The organism is Blautia argi, assembly GCF_003287895.1.
GTDB classification, from domain to species: domain Bacteria; phylum Bacillota; class Clostridia; order Lachnospirales; family Lachnospiraceae; genus Blautia; species Blautia argi.
Genome location: NZ_CP030280.1, coordinates 196,489 through 218,854, shown reverse-complemented (window position 1 = coordinate 218,854; position 22,366 = coordinate 196,489). Strand labels below are relative to the sequence as shown.

Here is a 22,366-nt window from a genome sequence, read left to right as displayed (position 1 = left end):
GGGTGATTATGGGACAGCCTATAGGATATAGTTTTATTGTCAGAAGTACATTACCACTTCTGTTTGATTCATACACGAGGTGATATATTTGGGGAATTCATATATTTACAACAAAGTAGAAAAACTTGTAAAAAAGTTCAAGACCAGGGATCCTTTTGAAATACTGGAAGAAATGAATGTGATCGTTGGAGAAACAGACCGCTACGAAAAATTAAAAGGATACTGTTTCATGAGCTGCCAAACCATTTATGTTATGGTAAGCAGTTTTCTCTCTGAGGAAGAGAAAAAGATTGTTGCCGCCCACGAACTCGGTCACATCATTCTGCATCGTTCTCAGCTCAAAATGGCGCCAATGAAAGATGATGTCTTATATAACATGAGGGATAATACGGAATACGAAGCGAACCTTTTCGCTGCAGATCTTATCCTGGATGATAAAGAAATCGCAGACCTGTCAAAGAACGAAGACCTGAACTATTTCGGGCTCTGTAGCTGCTTAAACTCCAGTCCGGAACTCATGAGCTTCAAGTTATACAGTCTGATCAAGCGTGGTCAGAACTACAATATGCCGTTGGAAATACAGAGCAACTTCCTGGCCAAATAAAATTTGCCCGTTCCATACAACTGAACGGGCTTTTCTTATATCCATATATGAAGATTCTTTTATTTCAGTTCGCCATGCTTATTTTCAAATTCCATGATCGCCTGACGTATTAAATATAACACTTCTCCATTGATTGAACGCCCTTCAAATTCTGCCAGGCTTTTCAGTTTTTTATGCGTTTCAGCATCAATCCGTAATCCTAAATGCTTCTCTTTCTCCATGATTATTCTCTCCATCTCTATAAGTACATATTAAGTTCATATTTCAAGTTCATTTTAAGTACAAATAATGGTAGAATGTTTTAAACGGACTTATTTTAAGTACACTATATTTTTTCACGGAGGAATTCGATTATGCATGAAAAAAGAAAAAAATATTATCATATCAGGAAAGATTTATTCTGGTGCACCATCCTATTAGCTGTATCCTTTCTCATCGGTTATGCTATCCATCAACATCACGGTATTTTTCTAACACATTCCCTGAAAGCAGACGCCCCAAAAGAACGGATAGAAATAACCTTTGACGATCTGCAATCAAGCCTGAATGATATCTCTACATGCTATTTATGTGGAAGCTCTGATTATAGTATGATGGACTATTATCGAAAATTTGATACGGTTGGACTGATTTCTCTTAATGATTGGCACGTCTTAGATTTCCAACTGAAAGCATATGATGAAAGCGGAAATGAAATATTAAATAAGACCAGTTCAAATATGCTTTTTGGAAACACAGGCGAAATCACCTATTCCTCTCATGGAGATGTTTCCAGAGGAATGGCTGAGATAGATATCACGTTACCGGAAAACTATAAATTGAACAAAAGAAATCTAACGGATCATCTCTGCCAAAGTTGCCTTGATAAAGTTGCTGCTTCTTTAGAATATTGGAAATATGAAGATGAAAAGAAAGAACCGATCCCGCTGTGTTTGGTCGATTTTAAAACTCTTGATATTTATTCTTTACAGGATTATTACCGATCCGTTTTCATCCGAGATTATTATGTAGAAATGGGCTTTGAAGAAATTTCTGTAGAAGTAAAAACTTTTTATCTGCCGAAGAGATAATAATTATGATATACTGAAAAAAATGACAAATAAGAATTTGAGGTGATGAAACTATGTCTGAAATACAAATTGCATGGTTAGAATTGATGACAGTTGGAGGTCTTGGTGTAATATTAGTTCTGCTAGGAGTTACTTTCAATATCATTGTAAAAAGACAAAATAAATTGTGTACAAAAAAGACAGACGGTATTATTAAACAATATGGGTTTCCTGGAAATGGAAGAGTGTACCCAATCGTTGAGTACTTTGTGAATGGAACTTGTTATAAAGCAAAGAAAAAATTTCGAGGAATTAAAACAACGCAACTATCAGGAGTACCTGTACCGATGAAACCAGAAGTCTATGAAGATGAAAAAGGATGGCTACATGTAAAAACTGGAGCTATTGCAAATTTGCATCAACTTGCGGAGCAGTTGTGGCCTATCAACAGTAAGATGACAGTTTATTATAATCCAAACAATCCTAAAAAGTGTTATATTGATAGACCAATTTCAAAAAGATTTACTTCCATGATGTTTATCATAATGGGGACAGTAACAATACTCTTGAGTGTACTGGTATTCTTTTTGATGCAGTTATAAATTGCAAAAGATAATTGCTAATCAGACAAATCCCAGTTTGGACTTTTCTTATAGAGCCTTTCCATGAAGGAGAGGCTCTTTTCATCTGAAATTACTAAGATGACTATTTCAACTATCATCATCTTTTTTAACCTAAAATCAATGCACATATTCTTTCTCTAAATAAGTCCATTACAGCATCTATAAATTCTCCGGCAAATACAATAAACTTCAAAACACCGCCCATACAAGCTAAAAAAGCTGCCTGTATCCAGTCTTGATAACAGAGCACTGTTCCTATAAACAAAACTACAATTCCAAATCCCAATATCTTTTTTGCGATTGCCACCATATGTACTAGTAGTTTCACTCCGACACCTATGATTGAAACAATAAACCACAATGGAATCAATAACACTTTTCCTGACACTTTTAAAATCCCCATATCCATCCTCCTCGCTATCTTGCCAGCCATGGCATATCATGATTTACTTCTGCCCGGTAATACCCACTTATCGTTGAAGGAGCATTGAACAATGCTGCAAGTAAATATTTCTTGATATTCTTGATTTTACTCGTATTTCCTTCCAGACAATGCAGCACATACTCTACATGCGAATAATCCAGCTTCATGAATTTTCCTCTTACCAAAGCTCCTGAATACCAGTTGCTTGCAATCAATACTCTATCACTCCTACACATGACAGTCTCTACAATCAGATCCACTATTTCATCAATCTGATTTTTGTCATGAGGATGACTCACAAGTAGGGCATCATACTCCAGGTTTTCTTTGATCAGAGATTGATACGCATGTAATGTTTCCATCTCATCCTCTTCGGATCCTATCCCATCTGCAGATACGATAGGATTAGATTTATTCTCACTAAGATTAGTATTGTTAATATTAGTATTATTAGAGTTTGAAATGTAAACTTCTTGAAGTTTATTTTCGGGACTTCTTGAAGTTTGTTTTTGGGACTTCTTGAAGTTTGAAATGTAAACTTCTTCTGTCTCTTCTTCCTCTACTGAAGTTTGATTTGTAAACTTCACCATCTTTGGTTTTTCTTTTTTCTGTTCCTCACATTCCTCCTGAATAAATGATTTTACTTCCGTCATCATTTCCTCCTTCTTCGGTCAGACAAAAAAAGCCCGTCTGGATCCGATTATTTTTGAAATCAGTTCCAAACGAGCATCTCGTTTTCTATTAGCTATAGCTAATATATTTCTCTATTGTTTCAGCTAATATATGTTTGCAAATTATATTCTGCAAAGAATTTTTCCTTTGATCTACTGTATTTTACATTCCTAAATCAATGGTGACAACAGATACTTCCCCAAATGTTAGCAATATATTTTCTGCAACTGCCAATAACCACAAAACAATCAAAATTACATCGTTTGCGGCATACCAAACGGCATAAAACGGACTGCGTTTGAATGTTAAGAACACAGCCATAAAACTTGTTGTTACAGACAGTGTACTCGGTATTAAGTTCGCCGTGTTGAAATATTTCAATACAAAGTAAAATCCCGTTGTTACAGTAATCGCAAGGACTGCCGTAACAATATATTCTTTTGGCTTTAGTATCTGCACTTTTACTTCTGACTTGTTTCCGTTGTAGGGATTCTTCAGCCAGAAAATCAGCGAAAATACTGCCATAGGCATTGTCATTCCCAAATATGTCAGCATCTCGCCGTAATACGAACAGGAAAACGATATAATACCGTAGAGCAGGCTGAAAATCACGGTTAATAACTGTCCCAATGGGTTGCCTTTTGCAATGAAAATCAAAGCGGTTACACCTATTAAGGACGCAATCAAGGAAATATAAGCGCTTCCTCCAAAAATCAAAAAAGACACTAAAATCGATATTACGGAGCCTGTCCACAGTGCGATTTCCACACCTGTGAAATACTTTCTCTTTTTTTCTTCATAACACATTTACAAATAACCTCCCAAAGTTAAGAAAAGCATCCGCATACACATCTTCTAAGACCTAACGATGTGTAAACGAATGCTTGGAAAAGCAATCAAAGGTGCCGTTACAAAAGAAACCGCAGTTAAACCAGAATATGTTGGCGAAGGCTGTCTGGTACTGGAACCAACATGATATTGTCAATATTGGTTGACACATTTATCTCAAAGATATCATTTCCTATGCAGCCAGGCCCAGAGATTGGTAGTATCTCTGACGCTTAATCATAGGAGGAAGCCCACCGTTGGCAGAGCAGATCCTCCTGTTGTTCCAGTAACTGATGAAATATCTCCAAATAAGAACTTTCAGTTCATCCGTGGTCAGGCTTTCCGTATTGTAGCGGTCATAGAGAAGCTCGCTTTTCATTCTGACCCACATGCTTTCACATCGAGCATTATCGTGGCACCTGCCGCCAGCACTGTTATTGTGAATGTTAATGATGTGCCAAAAGGCACATTCCAGAATCATATGCGTTTGCCAAGGTCCTGGACAAGCTGGGATTTTGGCGCATCCCCCTTGCAAATAAAAGAGACAAGATGCTGATCTTGTCCCTTATCATTTATTGTTTCTTTATTCTGATATTGAAAAATTCTTTGAGCCCTTTCGGAAAATTCAAACTCATATGTTTATTAATGCTCCCAGATAAATCTACCGCTCAGAATGTTTTTTTCAGAGTTTCCGTTCCATCTGTTTCGGCCTTCACTATTATCTTTCCTCTTCCGACAGGCCGCACTGCCAGCTGCGCCCTTCCGTAAAATGTGGTATATTCACCTTGTGTGAAATTTTCCGTACTGGTCATAAGTGCACTTCCAAATCCTTGAAGGACTCCTTCTCCCTCCACACTCACTGTGATCTTTCTGTCACAGTCAGTCTTTAATACACCGTTTCTATCTGTAAGGCACACTTCAAAGAACCTGACGTCTCCCCACTCTCCATTTTCTTCACAGATACGGAGCTCCAATTCATCTGAAGCTGTTTCGACACGATATTTCCCGAATTCTTTACCTTCTGCATATAGGATTGCTTCAATATATCCAGGTTGATAGATTGTTTCAAACACAGTAACTCCTGCAAGATCTTTACCTTCTGTTACCTTTCTTACAGGCTTTCGACCTACACTCTTGCCATTTATGATCAATTCTGCTTCTTCACCGACCCCATACACTTCTACACGAACCGGTTCTCCTTCATGACCTCTCCAGCTCCAACTTGAGACTACATCTGGCCAGGACCAAGGGGTTTTTATAGCTTTTTCTGCCTCACATTTCATATTATACACAGCAAGATAAGGATCTGTCCTGTGTCCGATCATACATTCACGATAATAACTCTGGGGACGGCGATATCCGGTTATATCAAAATCTCCGCAATTTGCTGTTTTATAGGGGAAAACTTCATAAATATCCCCGCTTCGATTAACGGTTCCCCGGTTCCGCCCAATTCCCGGTTCTCCAAGATAATCCCAGGAGGTCCAGGAGAAATCTCCCAGAATAGCAGGGTATTTTTTTACAAGTTCCCAGTTTTTAGCAATATCTTTTGGAAATGTCTCGCTGCCCACGCAGATCCAATCCGTAAAGTTCTCCATATCCAGTAACTGTTTATCCTCCGCATAATTATAACCGACAATATCAAGGATACCACTTGTTTCTTTCGTTGATTCTATCACCGGTTCCGCACACTGCATTTCATTTATCTTATCCATAAAATCAAAGATCACCGTATTGATATCAACTTCTTTTTTCTTCTCCGGTATAGCTGACGGACCTGGTTTTACTGTCAACATGGAATTAATACCTGCTGTAATAAAGCGTGTGGAGTCAAGCAGACGAAATGTATTAGCAAGCTCTCTGCAAATAACTTTCCCATCCAGACGACCCAGTTCACGTATCTCATTTCCGATGGAATACATAACAACACTCGGATGATTAAAACACAGATTTACCAGTGCTTCTGCGGACTGCTTCCAGTCTGTCTCAAAATTCTCACTGAAATCATTTTCCGATTTTCTGTAGTTCCACATATCTGTAAGTTCCGCCATCACCAGCATGCCGTATCTGTCACATGCTGACATGAGTTCCTCACTCATTGGATTATGAGAGCAGCGGACTGCGTTATATCCGGCTTCTTTAAGCATTCGGATTTTTCTGTATTCCGCTTCTTTATACACAGCGCTTCCCAGGATTCCATTATCATGGTGGATACACCCTCCATACATACACACGGTCTTTCCATTGACACAAAATCCTTTTTTTCTGCTGAGGGAAATCATACGGATCCCGGTTTCTGTCTGCACCTCTTCTATCGTTTCTTCTTTCAACAGCTTTACCGTACATCTGTAAATATGAGGATCATCCGGACTCCATAATTTCGGATCATCAACATAAATCCTCCACGATACACGGGTCGTCTCTCTATCTTTTAATGTAACTGCTCTTTTGCTGACAGCCGCGATGTTTCCATTTCCGTCTCGCAGTTCCACCACGGCTTCCACCTCATGAGTGAGCATATCTTCATTACAGATATATAGCTCTGTCTCAAGAACCGCTTCTTCCTCATTGGCAGATATGGTGCTAAACCTTACTTTTCCCGGGCAGAAATGAATCTTTCCTCCCCTGAGTAGATAAACGTTCCTGTATATTCCTGCTCCTGAATACCAACGGGAATCACATGATGAGTCCGCTTCCACCGTGATCAGATTTGTCTCTCCATATTTCAGTAATGCATGAACTTCTATTATAAAACGGTCATAACCGCACCTGTTCCCCCCGGCATAAACTCCGTTGACATATACTCTGGAATTCTTATATATTCCATCGAACTGAAGAGCGATATACTCTCCTTTCCACTCTGACTGTATATAAATCTCTTTTGAATATAGAAGATGTACATTTGGATAAAATCCTTTTTTTCTATCGCCATCTTCTGAACAGTCCAGTCCTATCATCGCATCATGCGGAAGAGTGATCATTTGCCCAGGTATGTCTGCCGCCTTATTCCCAATTGTTTTATATTTAAAGTACCACTCTGAATTAAGCAATATTTTCTTCATTTTGATTTCCCTACTTTTTCCCTAATTCTCTCATTCTTTTATTTTCCTTTTCTACATTCAGGAAAACCAGCACAAGCAGTGTCACAACCGAAGGAATCACAACCGCCAGGATATATCCATAATTAATAACGCTCACTGTAAAAGCCGACTGTGCCTCTGTAGTTCCATTAAACTTTGCAAATTCGAGTAAAATCCCTGTCACTGCTGTTCCAAATCCAGTACCCACTTTCAATCCTACAGAAGAACAGGAATACATCATTCCCGTCACACGTTTTCCGAACTTCAGTGCAGAATAGTCATCAGCAGCAGCAATAAGAGCATTCACTCCGCCTCGCATTGGTGCAGTTCCAGCTGACTTTCCTACAAGACCGATAACAATTGCTATGAAACAGAATTCTGTATTCCCGCCGATGAGCGCCAGAATACCTCCTGCGATTCCAAATACTGCTCCCCAGATTGAGACCCTGCGAATGCCAAATTTTTCTGTAAGCTGTGGTACAAAAAGAAGAATGATCATTGCCGGGATCATACCAACCATGCTCAATGTTCCCAGCAATCCGGCATTGTTCAGTTTATATGTTGTATAATAAATACCAAGACCACTTGTTACTCCACTTGCTAGATACATAACGAGATACCAAACCAGGAGCATAATAAAATATTTATTTTTAAAAAGGAGCTTAACCGACTCTATAAATCCGATCTTATTCTCTTTTTCCGTTTCATTTCCACTTTCCATCAGTTCACTGTCTGATAATTCTTTTACCGCTAAAACAGGAATAAAAAGAAAAACAAAACAGATCAATGAATAGATCAATGACACGATCGTCCATCCGTGCTGTCCCCCGCCAAAATACTCTACCAGGTCAGATGTAAATGTACCGATCAAAATAACAGCCAATCCCGCAAAAATAAAACGGTAACTTCCCAATTGGACACGTTCTTTTTGATTTTTTGTTACGAGTGCAGTTAAAGATGAGTATGCAATATTGCTCATCGTGTAAAATACAACTCCCATAAGTGTATAGGCGATAAATATATACACATACTGCGTGTTCTTTGTAAAACCAGACGGTACGTTAAACAGCAAAAAGGTAAAAAAAGCTACCGGGAAAGCGCTGAGTGCATACCAGAATCTCGCCTTTCCCATTTTACTCTTTGTCCGATCGATAATCCTCCCCATTATAACATCTGATACTCCATCCAAAAATTTAGAAAGCATCATGATAACGCCGATCACTCCTGAGCTTATTCCTAAAGTATTCGTACAGTAGATCATAATAAATGATGCCACAAAGGTCCAACAATAATTAGATCCAAGATCCCCGACTCCGTATCCCACCTTCTGGATAAGGGTTAAATATTTTTTTTCTGACGTATTTTCCATTCCTCTTTTCCACCTTTCTCATAAAATTTGTTAAAATATAGTTTCCGGAAACATATGATAAATGTTAATTTAATACTACTTTTTTCTCCGAAATATCCAATAATAAAAACAGGACACAACCACCACTTTATATCAAAAACGCGCCAAAATACTGCAAAGCACTTTCATACAGATCTCATCCTATAGTATAATAAGCCTAACACAAGAATGGAAATTCGATCAGTCCACCAGAAGGGAGTTCAGAATACATGCACAATACCACTAGTTATCAAAATATGTATCCAGGTCCTCAAAATGCATTCGATATTTATTATTCTGACAGTTCCATATCAGCTCTATATGAGCTAAAATCCCCCTATCTGCTGATAAAAGAAGTATTTGACTATGACAGTGATCTCTTTAAGACATATGCAGAGGCTCCTCACTATTTTTACCAGAATGAGCATGTGCTCTCAGAAACTATTAAAAATTTTTCCCGACGACATCAACACAACTTTTTTGAGATCATGTTTGTAATGAGGGGAAGTACAGAACAAAAGATCGAGGACCAAAAATACCTCTATCACGAAGGACAGTGCTGTCTACTGGATTATTCGGTCCGTCATCGTGAATTACCTTTCCAAAATACCACTCTATACTTTTTAATGCTTTCAGATGATTTTGTTTCTAAATTAATGGCAAATGATCTTTCCATTAACAAGGAAGGGGTCCTCAGCCAAAGACAAAATAAAATATATGACTTTTTTCGAAGATCATTAAACAATCGAGAGAAACAATACCTTGATTTTTATCCAAAAGTTCCTGTTGACAGGATCACTCCTGCGCTGGAAGATCTCTTTGACCGATTATCGGAAGAAAACCAGCATTTTTCTTTCGGAAGTTATGCCGCAGCGCAAGGTATGATATCTAAAATTTTAGGGATAATGCTTGATTACTCTCTTTATACTTCACGTAAAATATCCGTGGACAATAGTAAAGATGAATATTTATTTATACAGATCCAAAGGCTTCTGGAATCCCACCGCGGTAAGATCAGCCGTCAGGAAATCTCGGATATCCTTCATTACAGTGACAGTTATCTGAATAAAATCGTCAACCGTTCTGTGGGAATGAGTTTGCTTGAATACCGAAAATTTTTTATGATCAAAGAGGCTGCACGCCTGCTTTCCTGCACTGACAAAACAATCTCGGAGATCATTGATGATCTGGGATTCTCAGGGCACACCTATTTTAATAGCTTTTTTAAAAAACAATACGGTGTTACGCCTGCCCAATATCGGAAAAACAGCCAGCTACGATCAAAATGAGGATCCTTTTTTCGTTAATTGGAACAGATCAACTAAATATCCTATTTTATTTTTTATGAAGAGTATTGTATTGATAATTGTGTTTATTTATTGAAGTTTTGAAAATATTAGATTTCGTTTTCAAAGCTCTAGTTGGTGGTTTTACAACTGTTACAATTGCTTCAGTTGTTTTTGCAGGTATTATTGTACCTATGATTTTTTAGGAGGTAGAGAGATGAAGAAAATAATAAAATGTGGTCAGCTATTTACAGCAGAGGATGAAAGTGTTCAACACAATATGTGTATTGTGATAGAGGATAATATAATTATAGATGTTATCAAAGAAAATTTGTGCAAGGATGAAGGTGAAGTTATTGATTTAACAGATAAGTTTATAATGCCCGGATTAATTGACGCCCATGTACATGTATGTTTAGATGGTTCACCCACAATAGATCCTATGTATCATAAACTTCCAGAAGAAGTTACAATCAGTGCTATGTTAGAGGCTAAAAAGGATCTTATGGCTGGATTTACTACTATAAGAGATGAAGGTGGAGTTAATTTTTCTGATATAGCAGTTAAGAAGGCTATTGATAATAAACTCATAAAAGGACCAAGAATGTTTGTTTCGGGTCCGGCCCTAACTTCTATAGGTGGACATGGTGATAGTCATTTTAGTCCCCAAATTTTGAATGCATCTTTGGGAATTGTTGTGAATGGAGCGGATGAGGCAAGAAATGCTGCCAGATTAAATTTAAAGTATGGAGCAGATCAAATAAAACTTTTTGCAACTGGAGGTGTTATGTCATTCGGAGATGAGCCAGGTGCAGCAGAATTAACATTTGACGAAATGAAGGCGGCATTAGAGATTGCTAATTTAAGGGGAAGAATTTCATCAGCACATGCACATGGAGCAGAAGGAATCAAAAATGCTATCAAGGCAGGCGTAACATCTATTGAACATGGAATGCTCATAGATGAGGAAGCAATGGAGATGATGGTAGAACATGGTGTATATTTAATTCCTACAATAATTGCGGCAGAACGAATTATTGAATTTGGGAAAAAAGGTGCACTTCCAAAATGGATGGCCGAAAAGGCGGAGGAATGTTTAAAAAATCATGGAAAGCATATTAAAAGAATGATTGATATGGGAGTTAAGATTGGATTTGGCTCAGATGCTGGATGTGCATTCGACAATCATGGTGATCAGGGTTTTGAGTTTGAGTTAATGACAAGGTATGGATTTTCTCCAGCTGGTGCACTACTTTCTGCAACAAAGGTAAATTCTGAACTTCTAAAACTACAGAACCAGATTGGAACAATTCAACCGGGAAAATTGGCAGATATTGTTGGATTTGATAAAAATCCATTGGAAGATATTTCTGTTATGACAGAGTGTTCATTTGTTATGAAAGATGGAGAAGTTTACAAATCATGAAATAATATAGAGTGATTTTAAAATAGCTATGATATTAGGGTACAGTAAACTGTGCTTTATGTCATAGCTATTTTATCTTATGCTTTATGTTGTTAACTTAATCATACTATTTTATGTAGAGATAAAGACGTTAGAGATAGATGATATTTCTTTTCAAACATATACGACGCCTCCTTACAGCTTGATTATAGGATAACTTTGATTATTTGGAAAATATGCAATATGGTAGGAACAATGACCGCAATAGCAAACGGTTTAGGGTTCGATATGATTCTAAAAACTTCTTAACACTTGCCTTGCAAATTAGCAAGGATTTTCAAAAATTTCAATTCAATTAGCTGGAAGGGCATTTTTATTAGCAGAAACACGTTTTTCTTGCTAATATTTCTTAGCAAACCATTTGCCTACTTGTTTTAAAAATCTCGATTAAAAATGAACTTGTCTTAGCAGAAAATTCTAACCTTTTTCCAAAATCGAATAATATCTCAAAAATAAAGAAAACCGAAAACCCGCATAAATACTGGGTTTTCGGTGGATTGTCTGGCGTCGCTAAGAGGATTTGAACCTCCGGCCTACCGCTTAGGAGAGCTCTGTGGTTACTAACAGATATCATATTCCGGCTACCATCCCCTTGCAAGCGGGAATGATAAACAATATGTAATCAGCAGAACCAAGCAGAAATACATAAAAATGGATCTGTGAGCTCGCTCACATGAGACATTTTTTGTAGTTTTATTTGGCGAAGCCACACACCGAGGAAAACCGCAGGTTTTTCGAGGTTGGCTCTGCCTGATTACATGAATATTCAATTGACCAGATTTCTATTATTACTATACACCGTTGTTGTTGATTTGTCTATGGCGATTCGACCACGACAGCTGATTTAAATACGAACATATCCAGTTGCCGGCCCGGCACCTACTTTTGCGATATATCCACTTTTAACCAGTTCCGTTAGGGTCCTTTCTACAGTTACTTTGCTTATATCCGGACATAACTCCATGATTTCTTTTTTGGTAATTTTCCCTACCTTATTATCAATCACTGCCTTTATTCGATCCGGCTTTGAAAGGCTTCTGTTTTTCAGGTGCTCTACACGTCCCTCAAACTCACTGTATGCTTTCAGAATAATTCCCAGATAATATTTCACAAATGACTCATATCTGTTTTCATTCTCGTGCCATCCATTGGAACTTTCCTGTAATGCTTCATAATAAGTTTCTTCTCTTGATTTCTTACCCAACTTGTGGCCATTATGACCACAAGTTAAATCAACTCTTTTTCCCTGTCTCTTTATCGCATCCAGTTTCATCTTATAAGCAAATCCCTTTTCACTCGGAAGTAACTCTTCTCGCTGAATATTCGCATCTACCATAGCAATCACTGCATCATCATCTGACAGTTCTCTCACGATTGCAGGAATAGTTTCCAATCCAGCTATAGCTGCCGCATGCATCCTTCGATGACCGGATATCATTTCATATCCATCTTCACCATCAGATCTTAATAAAACTGGTGTCAGTACCCCGTTGCCCTTTACACTCTCTATCAAATCTGCCATCTTTTCATCATCCAATACTTTGAAAGGATGATCTTTAAATGCATGGATTCTATTTATTTCTATTTCCATTGCAGATTCTTCATTGACTACTCCCAGCAATTCATCAATGCTTGTCAATTTGATTTTTTCTCCGCTTCTATTTTTCATTTTCCAAAACCTCCTGCGTCAAATTTTCATAAGCCATAGATACTTTTCCATTTGGACAATGACAATAAATACTTTTTCCTTCCGCACTTGCTTCAGCTACCTTAACTGACAGTGGAATGACATTTTCAAAGATAGAAATCTTAGATCCATAAGTTTCTCTCACTCTGGAAGCAATATCTTTGGCGTAATTAGTGCGAAAATCCACCATTGTCAAAAGAATTCCATGTATCGTTAACTTCCGGTTCAATCTCTTCTTTACCATAGAAATAGTCCTGATCAACTGTTGAAGTCCTTTAACCGGCAGATATGCAGCTTGTACAGGTATCAGAACCGTATCAGAAGCTACTAAGGCATTGATGGTCATCATGCCTAAACTCGGCATACAATCAATCAAAATATAATCGTATCGTGATCGCATCGTATCAATATATTCCTTCATGATCAGTTCTCTGCTCATTACATTACTCATGGTTACTTCCAGAGCAGATAACTCAATATTGGCCGGTAGGAGATCCACTTGTTCCTCATGATGTAAAATGCCTTCGTCCTCAGCAATTTCCTCGTCATTGATAATATTCATCATAATAGTTGCAAGTGTAGTTCCAATATCATCCGGTTCTACATACCCAAGACTAGCAGTCAAACTTCCCTGTGGATCCGCATCGATCAATAACACTTTTTTTCCTTGTCTTGCCAATCCTACCCCAAGATTTAAAGTCGTTGTACTTTTTGCAACTCCGCCTTTCTGGTTTGCTACTGAAATAACCTTTCCCATTCTTCTTTCTCCCTTCTGATATTTTCTCTCAGATATTTTTCAAATGTGCTTCGCTTAATTAGAACTTTTTTTCCAACCTTATAAACTGCTCCTGCCTTGTGAGATAATCTTACGATTGGCTTATATCCAAGCTCGTAATAATCCATAGCTTGTTTATAACTTATAAATTCATGTTGCATAAATTCTATATCTTCATCATCAATAAGATTAGAAAACATCCATACCTTTCCATGCATCTCAACTAAATTCCTTTCTCCGATTTGTCATCTTATTTTTCATGAAATTGTTCAAGATATTCATCAAAGATTTCTCTGTTTATCAAAACGATTCCTTCCATTCTGTAAATCGCACCCGCATCATTTGCAAGTTCCATCAACTTTTTATGTGACAGGCTATATACGATTTCTGCTTGTTGATAACGAAGAAATTTTCTTCTAAGTCGACGGGCTTCTTCTTTTACCTCTGAACGCTTCTGTTGGTTATAGTACATATTTTCTGTTTTCAAATCTGTTTCTCCTTTCAGCTTTTACTCAACCACAACGGACATTGTTAATGAATAAAAAAAGGGCACTCTCTGAAAGATTTTTCTTTCAAAAAGTGCCCTCAACAATCTATATTGTTGGAGTAGTATTACTGACAACTAATCACCATTCTTCATGATGATTCATGTTGGAATACAAATTTGTTGTCAAATTGTTGTCAAAGAAAATTTTTGTTGTCAAATTGTGAAGTATTTTTACTCACTTAGTACAATTTTGCTCCTGCCGGAATGTGATCATCCAGGATCAGAACATTCAATCCTTCTCTTCCTTCTACAAGGTGTGTAGCGGAGATGATCATACCGCAAGAATCAATTCCCATCATCTTACGTGGTGGAAGGTTTGTGATTGCAAGCAATGTCTTTCCAACCAGTTCTTCCGGCTCATAATAATCGTGAATTCCGCTTAAAATCACACGTTCTACGCCACTTCCATCGTCTAATACGAACTTCAAAAGCTTCTTAGATTTTGGAACTGCTTCACATTCTTTTACCTTTACAGCACGGAAATCTGACTTGCTAAATGTATCGAAATCAACCATGTCTTCGAATAATGGTTCTACTTCTACATTAGAGAAATCAATCTTTTCTGCCATGTCAGATGTAGCGGTAAATGTTGCAACAGATTTTGCCGGAGCAGACTGTGCAGCATTGTTAGCTTCATTCTTTGCGGCTCCCATGCTCTTCATTGTCGGGAACGCCAGAACGTCACGGATTGCCGCAGAATCTGTCAGCAGCATAACCATTCTGTCAATACCGAATCCGATACCGCCTGTTGGAGGCATACCGATTTCCAGCGCATGAAGGAAATCTTCGTCTGTGGTGTTTGCTTCCTCATCGCCCTGTGCCAGAAGTTCTTCCTGGGCTTTGAATCTTTCTCTCTGGTCAATGGGGTCGTTAAGCTCTGAGTAAGCATTTGCCATTTCCCAGCCGTTCATAAAGAACTCAAATCTCTCTGTATATTCCGGATTCTCCGGTTTCTTCTTCGTCAGCGGAGAAATCTCAATTGGATGATCCATAACAAAAGTTGGCTGAATCAGATGCTCTTCTGCAAACTCTTCAAAGAACAGGGACAGAATATCGCCTTTTTTGTGGCGTTCTTCGTATTCCACATGATGTTCTTTTGCCACAGCTCTTGCTTCTTTTAAGGTATGGATTTCATTAAAGTCCACGCCTGCATATTTCTTAACCGCATCTACCATAGTGATACGTTCAAACGGTTTTCCTAAATCCATTTCCACGCCATTATAGGAGATTTTTGTAGTACCCAGAACTTCCTGCGCCACATGACGGTACAGGTTTTCTGTCAAATCCATCATGCCGTGGTAGTCTGTGTAAGCCTGATATAATTCCATTAAGGTAAATTCAGGATTGTGTCTGGTATCCAGACCTTCATTACGGAACACACGTCCGATTTCGTATACGCGCTCCATACCGCCTACGATTAATCTCTTTAAGTATAATTCCAGAGAAATACGCAGCTTAAAGTCCTCGTCCAATGCGTTAAAGTGTGTTTCAAAAGGACGAGCTGCCGCACCGCCTGCATTGGCAACCAGCATTGGTGTTTCCACCTCTAAAAAGCCCTGGCTGTTCAGATAATTTCTCACACTGGCAATGATTTTTGAACGTTTGATAAAGGTTTCCTTTACGTCCTCGTTCATAATCAAATCCACATATCTCTGACGGTAACGCAGGTCTGTGTTTGTCAGACCATGGAATTTTTCCGGAAGAGGATTCAGGCTCTTGGAAAGCAGTGTCACTTCTGTAGCATGAATGGAGATTTCACCTGTTTTGGTCTTGAATACTTCACCCTTGATGCCTACAATGTCACCAATATCCATTTTCTTGAAATCTTTATAAGAATCTTCCCCGATATTATCTCTTGCTACATAAGACTGAATTGCGCCCTGTAAATCCTGAACACTGCAAAAAGAAGCTTTTCCCATAACACGCTTTGACATCATACGTCCTGCCAGGGAAACGCTCTTGCCTTCTAATTCCTCGAAAGCATTCTTAATTTCCATACTGTGATGTGTTACATCATACTTTGTAATCTGGAACGGATCTTTTCCTTCCTCCTGAAGCTGGGACAGCTTCTCACGGCGTACCTTTAATAACTGGTTCAAATCCTGCTCCTGTGCTTTCTTCTGCTGTTCTGCCACTTTCTCACACACTCCTTACATTTATTTGGTATCTTTAAATATTTCTTTCGATTTCGAGTACCTTATATTCCATAATACCTGCAGGCATTTCTACGGAAACGGTTTCTCCCTTTCTTGCACCGATAAGAGCCTTTCCAACCGGTGATTCATTGGAAATTTTACCTTCCAGGCTATTTGCCTCTGTAGAACCTACGATTTTAAACTCCATTTCCTCTTCAAATTTCTACATCGTAAACCTTTACCTTACAGCCAACGCTGATTTTATCCAGGTCAACCTCGTCTTCTACTACAACCTCAGCGTTTTTCAGAATCTTTTCGATTTCTTCGATTCTGGCCTCAATATCTCTCTGCTCATCTTTTGCTGCATCGTATTCTGCATTTTCAGATAAGTCGCCTTGTTCTCTTGCTTCTTTAATTTTTTCTGCTACTTCTTTTCTGCGTACAACCTTTAAGTCATGTAATTCTTCTTCCAGCTTTGTCAGTCCCGCATACGTCAGTATTGTTTTCTTTTCTTCCATTTTAATTCTACACCCTTTCTCATATATTCATAATGGAACCACGGATTTGGCACCCTGTCCACATAAATACCTCTACTTAACAGTCATAATATTATAAATAATAGATATGCGAATGTCAAGCCAAATAGCCCTTTCTGCCCAAAATACATGGTAAAATCAGCAAAATCCGGCTTTCTTTACATTCGACTCACCAATTCTTCCAACTGTTCATAGGTTTCCACCTCGTTCACCTGCCTGCGTACCGATGCAGAATGAGGCATGCCTGAGGTATACCATGCCACATGCTTCCGCATTTCCCGCATTCCTGTATAAGCTCCCTTGTATTCCAACTGCATTTTAGCATGACGCAGCATAGTCTTTTTCACTTCCTCCATGGACGGCGGCGGCAAAAGTTCTCCTGTATTCTGATAATGCAGAATCCGGGAAAACAACCAGGGATTTCCCTGTATGGCTCTTCCTATCATAATTCCATCGCAGCCGGTTTCCTGTACCAGCTTTTCTGCCTTTTCGGGAGAATCCACGTCCCCGTTTCCCATAACCGGAATGGACACAGCCTCCTTTACCCTGCGGATAATGTCCCAGTCTGCCTGCCCTGCATAATATTGCTCCCTGGTTCTTCCGTGTACCGCTACTGCCGCAGCGCCTGCGTCCTCTGCGATTTTTGCAATTTCCACTGCGTTGACCGAATCCTCTGTAAAGCCTTTTCTGATTTTTACGGTTACAGGCTTTTCGATGGCTCTGGACACCTTATACACAATTTCGTGTACCAGCGCCGGATTTTTCATCAGAGCAGAACCTTCTCCGTTATTTACCACCTTTGGCACCGGACAGCCCATGTTAATGTCCAGAATGTCGAAATTCCTATGTTCAATCTGCTTTGCAATCTCTGCCATCAAATCCGGTTCAGAGCCAAAAAGCTGCAGGGAAACCGGTCTTTCCCGCTCCTCAATCTCCATAAGGCTTTCTGTATTTTTATTTTTAAAATAAATGGCTTTTGCACTGACCATTTCCGTGCAGATAAGCCCTGCGCCCTGCTCCTTGCACAGCAAACGAAATGGCAGGTCTGTTACTCCTGCCATGGGCGCCAGTATCAGATTATTCTCAAGGGTTACATTTCCAATCTTAAGCTTCATCTCAACCTCTGCTTCTCTTCGTTTTTTCGTAAATAATCCGAAGCCCCTCCAGGGTCAACTGGGAATCATACACATCAATGCAGTCTGTTTCATCTGCAATGATTTTTCCCAGTCCGCCAGTAGCTACTACCTTCAGATTTTCAAGTCCTGCCTCTTCTTTTACCTTTTTCACAATATATTCCACCTGTCCGATATAGCCGTATACCAGACCGGCCTGCATACTGCTGATGGTTTCCCTTGCCAGAATGGACTTGGGCTTTTCAATGGCGATTTTAGGAAGCTTTGCTGCGTCCTGCCACAGGGCCTTTGCACTGATTTCAATTCCCGGTGAGGTGATTCCCGCCTCAAAGCTGCCGTCCTCGCTAATCAGGTCATAAGTAGTGGCTGTACCGAAATCCAGCACCAGAACAGGTCCGCCGTACATCTCGTAAGCTGCCACAGCGTCCACAATCCGGTCCGCGCCTACCTCCTTTGGATTCACTGCCGTAATGCGGATTCCGGTCTTGCAGCCCGGTCCCACATTCAGAGGTTTCCGGTCAAAGTATTTAATCACACTGCTGGTAAGGGAATGCATCACGTCCGGCACCACAGAGCTGATAATCACATCTTCGATTTTCTCCTTTGCAATCCCCCGGTATTCCAGCATGTTGCACATCAGAATCCCGTATTCATCAGAAGTTCGGCTCTGTCTTGTTGTCATACGAAAGGTTCCAAGCAGCTCCTTTTTTTCAAATACACCTAAAGTTATATGGGTATTTCCTACATCAATCACTAACAGCACTTTATTCTTCAACCTCCTCTCCCAGGAAGAACACCCGGTAGTAAAGCTCCAGAGATTCCAGCAGCTCTTTCTTTTTCTGCTGCAAAATCCTTAATTCTCAGCACACTTCCAATCTCATCAAACATGGCGTCTGCCTCCAGAGCTTCCACCTTAAACTGCAGACTTCCCTCTTCATCAAATTCCAGAGTCAGGACACCTCCGATTTCCTCTGTATACAGAACACACATAATATGCAGTTCGTCCTGTATAGACTGGGGAAGAGATGCAAAATCTTCATTAAAATAATATTTCTGTTCATAAGCGCTTGCACCGCAAAGCACTACCTTATCCTTGTACATTTTATTCTCCCTTTATACATAGCTGTACAGCCCTCTTACAGAAACCTCACCTGAAAGAATCTGCCGTACTGCCCCTTTTTCGTCCTCCACCAGAAGCTCTCCCGAAGCAGTGATTCCTCTGGCAATCCCCAGACTCTCGCTGTCCTTTTCCAGTATCCGTACCTGTTGGTTCAGATTCAGCAAAAGGTTTTCATACTCATTTTTCAAAAGGCTCAAATCCTGGGTCTTCAAAAAACACTTATAATTTTCCTCAAACCGTTCCAGAACCCTTGCCGTTACCTCTTCTCTGCAAACCGCGCCTCCCTTTTGAAGCGCCAGAGAGGTAGCCTTATCCTGAAGTTCCGGGGGGTAATCTGTCTGATTCATATTTATGCCCACACCAATGCTGACATATTCCGGCTTTTCTTTGCCGATTCTCATTTCTGTGAGAATCCCACAGATTTTCTTTCCTGCAAGCACCACATCATTTGGCCACTTAATTCCAGCCAAAAGTCCGGCGCTTTCCCGGACAGCCTGAGCTACGGAAAGCCCCATAACCAAAGTCAGGGAAGCAGCATTTACAGGCTCTATGGGCGGTCTTAAAAGCAGAAGTGTCATATAGACATTTTCCCCTGCCGGAGAGTCCCACACTCTTCCGAAACGCCCCTTTCCTGCGGTCTGCTTATCTGCCAGAAAAAGCACCGTGTTCCGGTTTGCCAAAAGACAGGACTCCGCCTCCTCCTTTGCCCAGGTAAGGGTGGAATCCACACTGTCCTTTTGATAAATCTGCTCTATCCACTTTGTTTTCAAAGCCTTCCTCATACTTTTTGCTGTCATATGTTTCATGCCCCTAAGGTGGCTGCCATCACAGCTTTTATGGTGTGCATTCTGTTTTCTGCTTCATCAAAAACCACAGACCGGGGAGATTCAAAGACCTCGTCTGTAACCTCCATCTCCGTAATGCCAAACCGTTCTCCCATTTCTTTTCCGATAACGGTTTCCAAATCATGAAACGCAGGCAGACAGTGCAGGAAAATCGCCTGTTCTCCTGCATTTTCCATAACCTGTTTTGTCACCTTATAAGGACTTAATTCCCGGATGCGCTCTTCCCACACCTCGTCAGGCTCTCCCATAGAAACCCATACGTCTGTGTAAACGACATCAGCGCCCTTTGTTCCTGCTTTTACATCTTCTGTAAGTGTAATGGTTCCGCCGGATTCCTCTGCAAATTTTTTACATTCCTGCACCAGCGCTTCATTTGGGAAATATTTCTTCGGCGCACAAGCCACAAAATGCATACCCATTTTCGCACAAAGCACCATAAGGGAATTTCCCATGTTATAGCGGGCATCTCCCATATATACCAGTTTCACACCTTCTACTCTTCCCAGATGTTCCTTTATGGTTAAAAGGTCTGCCAGCATCTGTGTGGGGTGATATTCATTAGTCAGTCCGTTCCACACCGGAACTCCTGCATATTTTGCCAGTTCTTCCACCAGTTCCTGTCCATAGCCTCTGTATTCAATTCCATCGTAAATTCGCCCCAGAACTCTGGCAGTATCTTTAATGCTCTCTTTTTTTCCAATCTGGGAGCTTTTGGGATCCAGATAAGTCGTTCCCATACCCAAATCATGAGCTGCCGTTTCAAAAGAACAGCGTGTCCTTGTGCTGGTCTTCTCAAAAATCAGAGCAATATTCTTTCCTCTTAGGGTATCTGTCAAAATCCCCTCTTTTTTCTTTCTTTTTAGCTCTGCCGCCAGATTTACCAAATATTCAATTTCTTCTTTTGTAAAATCCTTGAGTGTCAAAAAGCTGCGTCCTTTTAAGTCCATATCCGGTTCCTCCCTGTTTATCTCTCTTTATCACAATCAGCGCTTACAGCAGTATATCCTTTGACAAAATCTGCATAAAAGGCGCTGGCTGCTGCCCCTTAAATTTCTGCAGTTTCTCTTTTACCTTATCCTGCAGTTCTTTCAATGTGTAAATTTTATATTTTTGAATTCTGCACAGTCTTGCTGCTGCCTCCAACATGGACAGATACAATTCTCTGTAGCTCCAGTCCTTTGAAAGCTTGAGTCTGTCTGCGATCACCGGCAAAATAATCTCTGTGAGATTCCGTATTTTTCTGTTTTCCCCTGTATCCAACTTAAACTCCTCTGCCAGATACGCGTAAATCTCACTGTCCAACTCTGTCAGTTGCTTTAAATAATAGCACTCTTCTTCCTGTTCATCAATATAATATATTTTTCCTGCCAATCCGTAAATCAAAACGCATGGTGTCAAAATACCCGCGTTCCATATTTCTTTTGCTGGTTTTCGGGTTAAAATCCAGAATATTTCCCAGATTTACAGAAGGCGCCACAGTATAAACTGTGGTATCCTCCGGAATTTTCACCTTTTTTTCTCTTCCGATACCGAAAATCCGGATAACAAGAATATCCTTATATCCCCGCTGAATCAACGAGCTTAAAGGAACGTTGTTAATCGCGCCCCCGTCTATATAGGTTTTTCCGTGAAGCTTTTCATTCTTAAAAATAGGAAACACATAAGCGCTTGCCAGAAGATAATCCTTGATAAGCTCCGGCTCTGCCTCCTTAATATCAATATATCCAGCTCCCAAAATTCGTCTATACTAAAAGTAAGCACATACAAATCTATGGGAGAATTCTGTATTTTTTCCTCGTCCACGCAATCTGCGATTAACTGCTTCAAGGGCGTAACGTCCAGCCCTCCCCCGGCAAGATGATCCAGCATGCCCCGCAGCTCCTGTTTGTCAATTTTCTGATGCTGGAAAAGCTTTCCCACCACCTCATCGTCCACAGACATAATCTGGGAATAAGAAATATTCTTCCAAAGCCGCTCTGCTGCCTCTATATCATTCATACAGATAAGCGCCCCGTTTAAAGCTCCCACACTGGTTCCTGCAATCCCTTTCAGTTTCACCCCGGCTTCCTTTAACGCCTTCCATGCTCCAATCTGATAAGCGCCCTTGGCGCCTCCGCCCTCCAGCACCAGTCCGTATTCTTTTGTAAGGTCTATCTTTGCTTCCATATTC

At 39.9% G+C, this 22,366-nt stretch carries 20 protein-coding genes and 4 pseudogenes; 5 read left to right on the top strand and 19 right to left on the bottom strand.

Annotation, left to right across the window (positions count from 1 at the left end; translation table 11 throughout):
- Positions 1-88 precede the first annotated feature (88 nt).
- On the top strand, positions 89-604 hold the full coding sequence (locus tag DQQ01_RS01210; protein ID WP_009263235.1) for an ImmA/IrrE family metallo-endopeptidase: 516 nt from the start codon (positions 89-91) through the stop codon (positions 602-604).
- A 59-nt stretch (positions 605-663) separates the two neighbouring features.
- Here the strand turns inward: DQQ01_RS01210 and DQQ01_RS01205 are convergent, their stop codons facing one another.
- Positions 664-825 carry a type II toxin-antitoxin system antitoxin gene (locus DQQ01_RS01205; RefSeq protein WP_009263236.1) on the bottom strand — a complete coding sequence of 54 codons (162 nt, stop codon included), beginning with the start codon at positions 823-825 and terminating at the stop codon, positions 664-666.
- Between the two features lie 132 nt (positions 826-957).
- Between DQQ01_RS01205 and DQQ01_RS01200 the strand changes: the two genes are divergently transcribed.
- Positions 958-1,674 carry a hypothetical protein gene (locus tag DQQ01_RS01200; protein WP_016439425.1) on the top strand — a complete coding sequence of 239 codons (717 nt, stop codon included), beginning with the start codon at positions 958-960 and terminating at the stop codon, positions 1,672-1,674.
- 53 nt (positions 1,675-1,727) lie between these two features.
- Positions 1,728-2,255, top strand: coding sequence for a DUF3592 domain-containing protein (locus DQQ01_RS01195; RefSeq protein ID WP_009268917.1), 528 nt, complete (start codon positions 1,728-1,730; stop codon positions 2,253-2,255).
- A 127-nt stretch (positions 2,256-2,382) separates the two neighbouring features.
- Here the strand turns inward: DQQ01_RS01195 and DQQ01_RS01190 are convergent, their stop codons facing one another.
- From DQQ01_RS01190 to DQQ01_RS01160, 6 genes and pseudogenes are all read right to left on the bottom strand, one after another.
- Positions 2,383-2,679 carry a hypothetical protein gene (locus DQQ01_RS01190; RefSeq protein WP_009268918.1) on the bottom strand — a complete coding sequence of 99 codons (297 nt, stop codon included), beginning with the start codon at positions 2,677-2,679 and terminating at the stop codon, positions 2,383-2,385.
- Between the two features lie 14 nt (positions 2,680-2,693).
- A complete protein-coding gene (locus DQQ01_RS01185) occupies positions 2,694-3,353 on the bottom strand; it encodes a DUF6017 domain-containing protein (protein ID WP_242980476.1) in 660 nt (219 codons plus the stop codon).
- 181 nt (positions 3,354-3,534) lie between these two features.
- Positions 3,535-4,179 carry a nicotinamide riboside transporter PnuC gene (gene pnuC / locus DQQ01_RS01180; RefSeq protein ID WP_111917841.1) on the bottom strand — a complete coding sequence of 215 codons (645 nt, stop codon included), beginning with the start codon at positions 4,177-4,179 and terminating at the stop codon, positions 3,535-3,537.
- A gap of 214 nt (positions 4,180-4,393) precedes the next feature.
- Positions 4,394-4,636 (bottom strand): annotated as a pseudogene (locus DQQ01_RS01170) (IS3 family transposase); the annotation flags it as partial.
- A 232-nt stretch (positions 4,637-4,868) separates the two neighbouring features.
- Positions 4,869-7,262: a glycoside hydrolase family 2 TIM barrel-domain containing protein gene (locus DQQ01_RS01165; protein WP_111917840.1), complete on the bottom strand. Its 2,394-nt coding sequence runs from the start codon at positions 7,260-7,262 to the stop codon at positions 4,869-4,871.
- A gap of 10 nt (positions 7,263-7,272) precedes the next feature.
- Entirely contained in the window at positions 7,273-8,649 is a 1,377-nt protein-coding gene (locus DQQ01_RS01160) for an MFS transporter (RefSeq protein WP_111917839.1), read from the bottom strand.
- Positions 8,650-8,897: 248 nt separating this feature from the next.
- Between DQQ01_RS01160 and DQQ01_RS01155 the strand changes: the two genes are divergently transcribed.
- Entirely contained in the window at positions 8,898-9,956 is a 1,059-nt protein-coding gene (locus tag DQQ01_RS01155; protein WP_111917838.1) for an AraC family transcriptional regulator, read from the top strand.
- Positions 9,957-10,170: 214 nt separating this feature from the next.
- A complete protein-coding gene (locus tag DQQ01_RS01150; protein ID WP_111917837.1) occupies positions 10,171-11,379 on the top strand; it encodes a metal-dependent hydrolase family protein in 1,209 nt (402 codons plus the stop codon).
- 883 nt (positions 11,380-12,262) lie between these two features.
- Here DQQ01_RS01150 and DQQ01_RS16220 read toward each other — a convergent pair.
- From DQQ01_RS16220 to DQQ01_RS18330, 12 genes and pseudogenes are all read right to left on the bottom strand, one after another.
- Entirely contained in the window at positions 12,263-13,087 is an 825-nt protein-coding gene (locus DQQ01_RS16220) for a ParB/RepB/Spo0J family partition protein (protein WP_111917836.1), read from the bottom strand.
- Positions 13,077-13,862, bottom strand: coding sequence for a ParA family protein (locus DQQ01_RS01140; RefSeq protein ID WP_101695154.1), 786 nt, complete (start codon positions 13,860-13,862; stop codon positions 13,077-13,079). The genes DQQ01_RS16220 and DQQ01_RS01140 overlap by 11 nt, the downstream gene beginning before the upstream one ends.
- Entirely contained in the window at positions 13,841-14,098 is a 258-nt protein-coding gene (locus tag DQQ01_RS01135; protein WP_072447189.1) for a DUF6462 family protein, read from the bottom strand. Before DQQ01_RS01135 ends, DQQ01_RS01140 begins: the two co-directional genes overlap by 22 nt.
- Positions 14,099-14,130: 32 nt before the next feature.
- Positions 14,131-14,367 (bottom strand): DUF6462 family protein, encoded by a 237-nt coding sequence (locus tag DQQ01_RS01130; RefSeq protein ID WP_072447191.1) that lies wholly within the window; start codon positions 14,365-14,367, stop codon positions 14,131-14,133.
- Between the two features lie 239 nt (positions 14,368-14,606).
- Complete coding sequence (gene lysS / locus DQQ01_RS01125; RefSeq protein WP_111917835.1) at positions 14,607-16,562, bottom strand: lysine--tRNA ligase; 1,956 nt, start codon at positions 16,560-16,562, stop codon at positions 14,607-14,609.
- A gap of 34 nt (positions 16,563-16,596) precedes the next feature.
- A pseudogene (greA, locus tag DQQ01_RS17965) lies at positions 16,597-17,080 on the bottom strand (transcription elongation factor GreA).
- A 176-nt stretch (positions 17,081-17,256) separates the two neighbouring features.
- Entirely contained in the window at positions 17,257-18,213 is a 957-nt protein-coding gene (gene dusB, locus DQQ01_RS01115; protein WP_111917834.1) for a tRNA dihydrouridine synthase DusB, read from the bottom strand.
- Position 18,214: 1 nt separating this feature from the next.
- Positions 18,215-18,994, bottom strand: a complete 780-nt coding sequence (locus DQQ01_RS01110) for a type III pantothenate kinase (protein ID WP_111917833.1) — start codon at positions 18,992-18,994, stop codon at positions 18,215-18,217.
- Position 18,995: 1 nt separating this feature from the next.
- A pseudogene (locus tag DQQ01_RS01105) lies at positions 18,996-19,332 on the bottom strand (DUF6145 family protein).
- 12 nt (positions 19,333-19,344) lie between these two features.
- Positions 19,345-20,148 (bottom strand): biotin--[acetyl-CoA-carboxylase] ligase, encoded by an 804-nt coding sequence (locus tag DQQ01_RS01100; RefSeq protein WP_242980475.1) that lies wholly within the window; start codon positions 20,146-20,148, stop codon positions 19,345-19,347.
- Between the two features lie 5 nt (positions 20,149-20,153).
- Entirely contained in the window at positions 20,154-21,143 is a 990-nt protein-coding gene (gene argF / locus DQQ01_RS01095; RefSeq protein WP_111917832.1) for an ornithine carbamoyltransferase, read from the bottom strand.
- Between the two features lie 43 nt (positions 21,144-21,186).
- Positions 21,187-22,362: pseudogene (locus DQQ01_RS18330) on the bottom strand (patatin-like phospholipase family protein).
- Between the last annotated feature and the right edge of the window lie 4 nt (positions 22,363-22,366).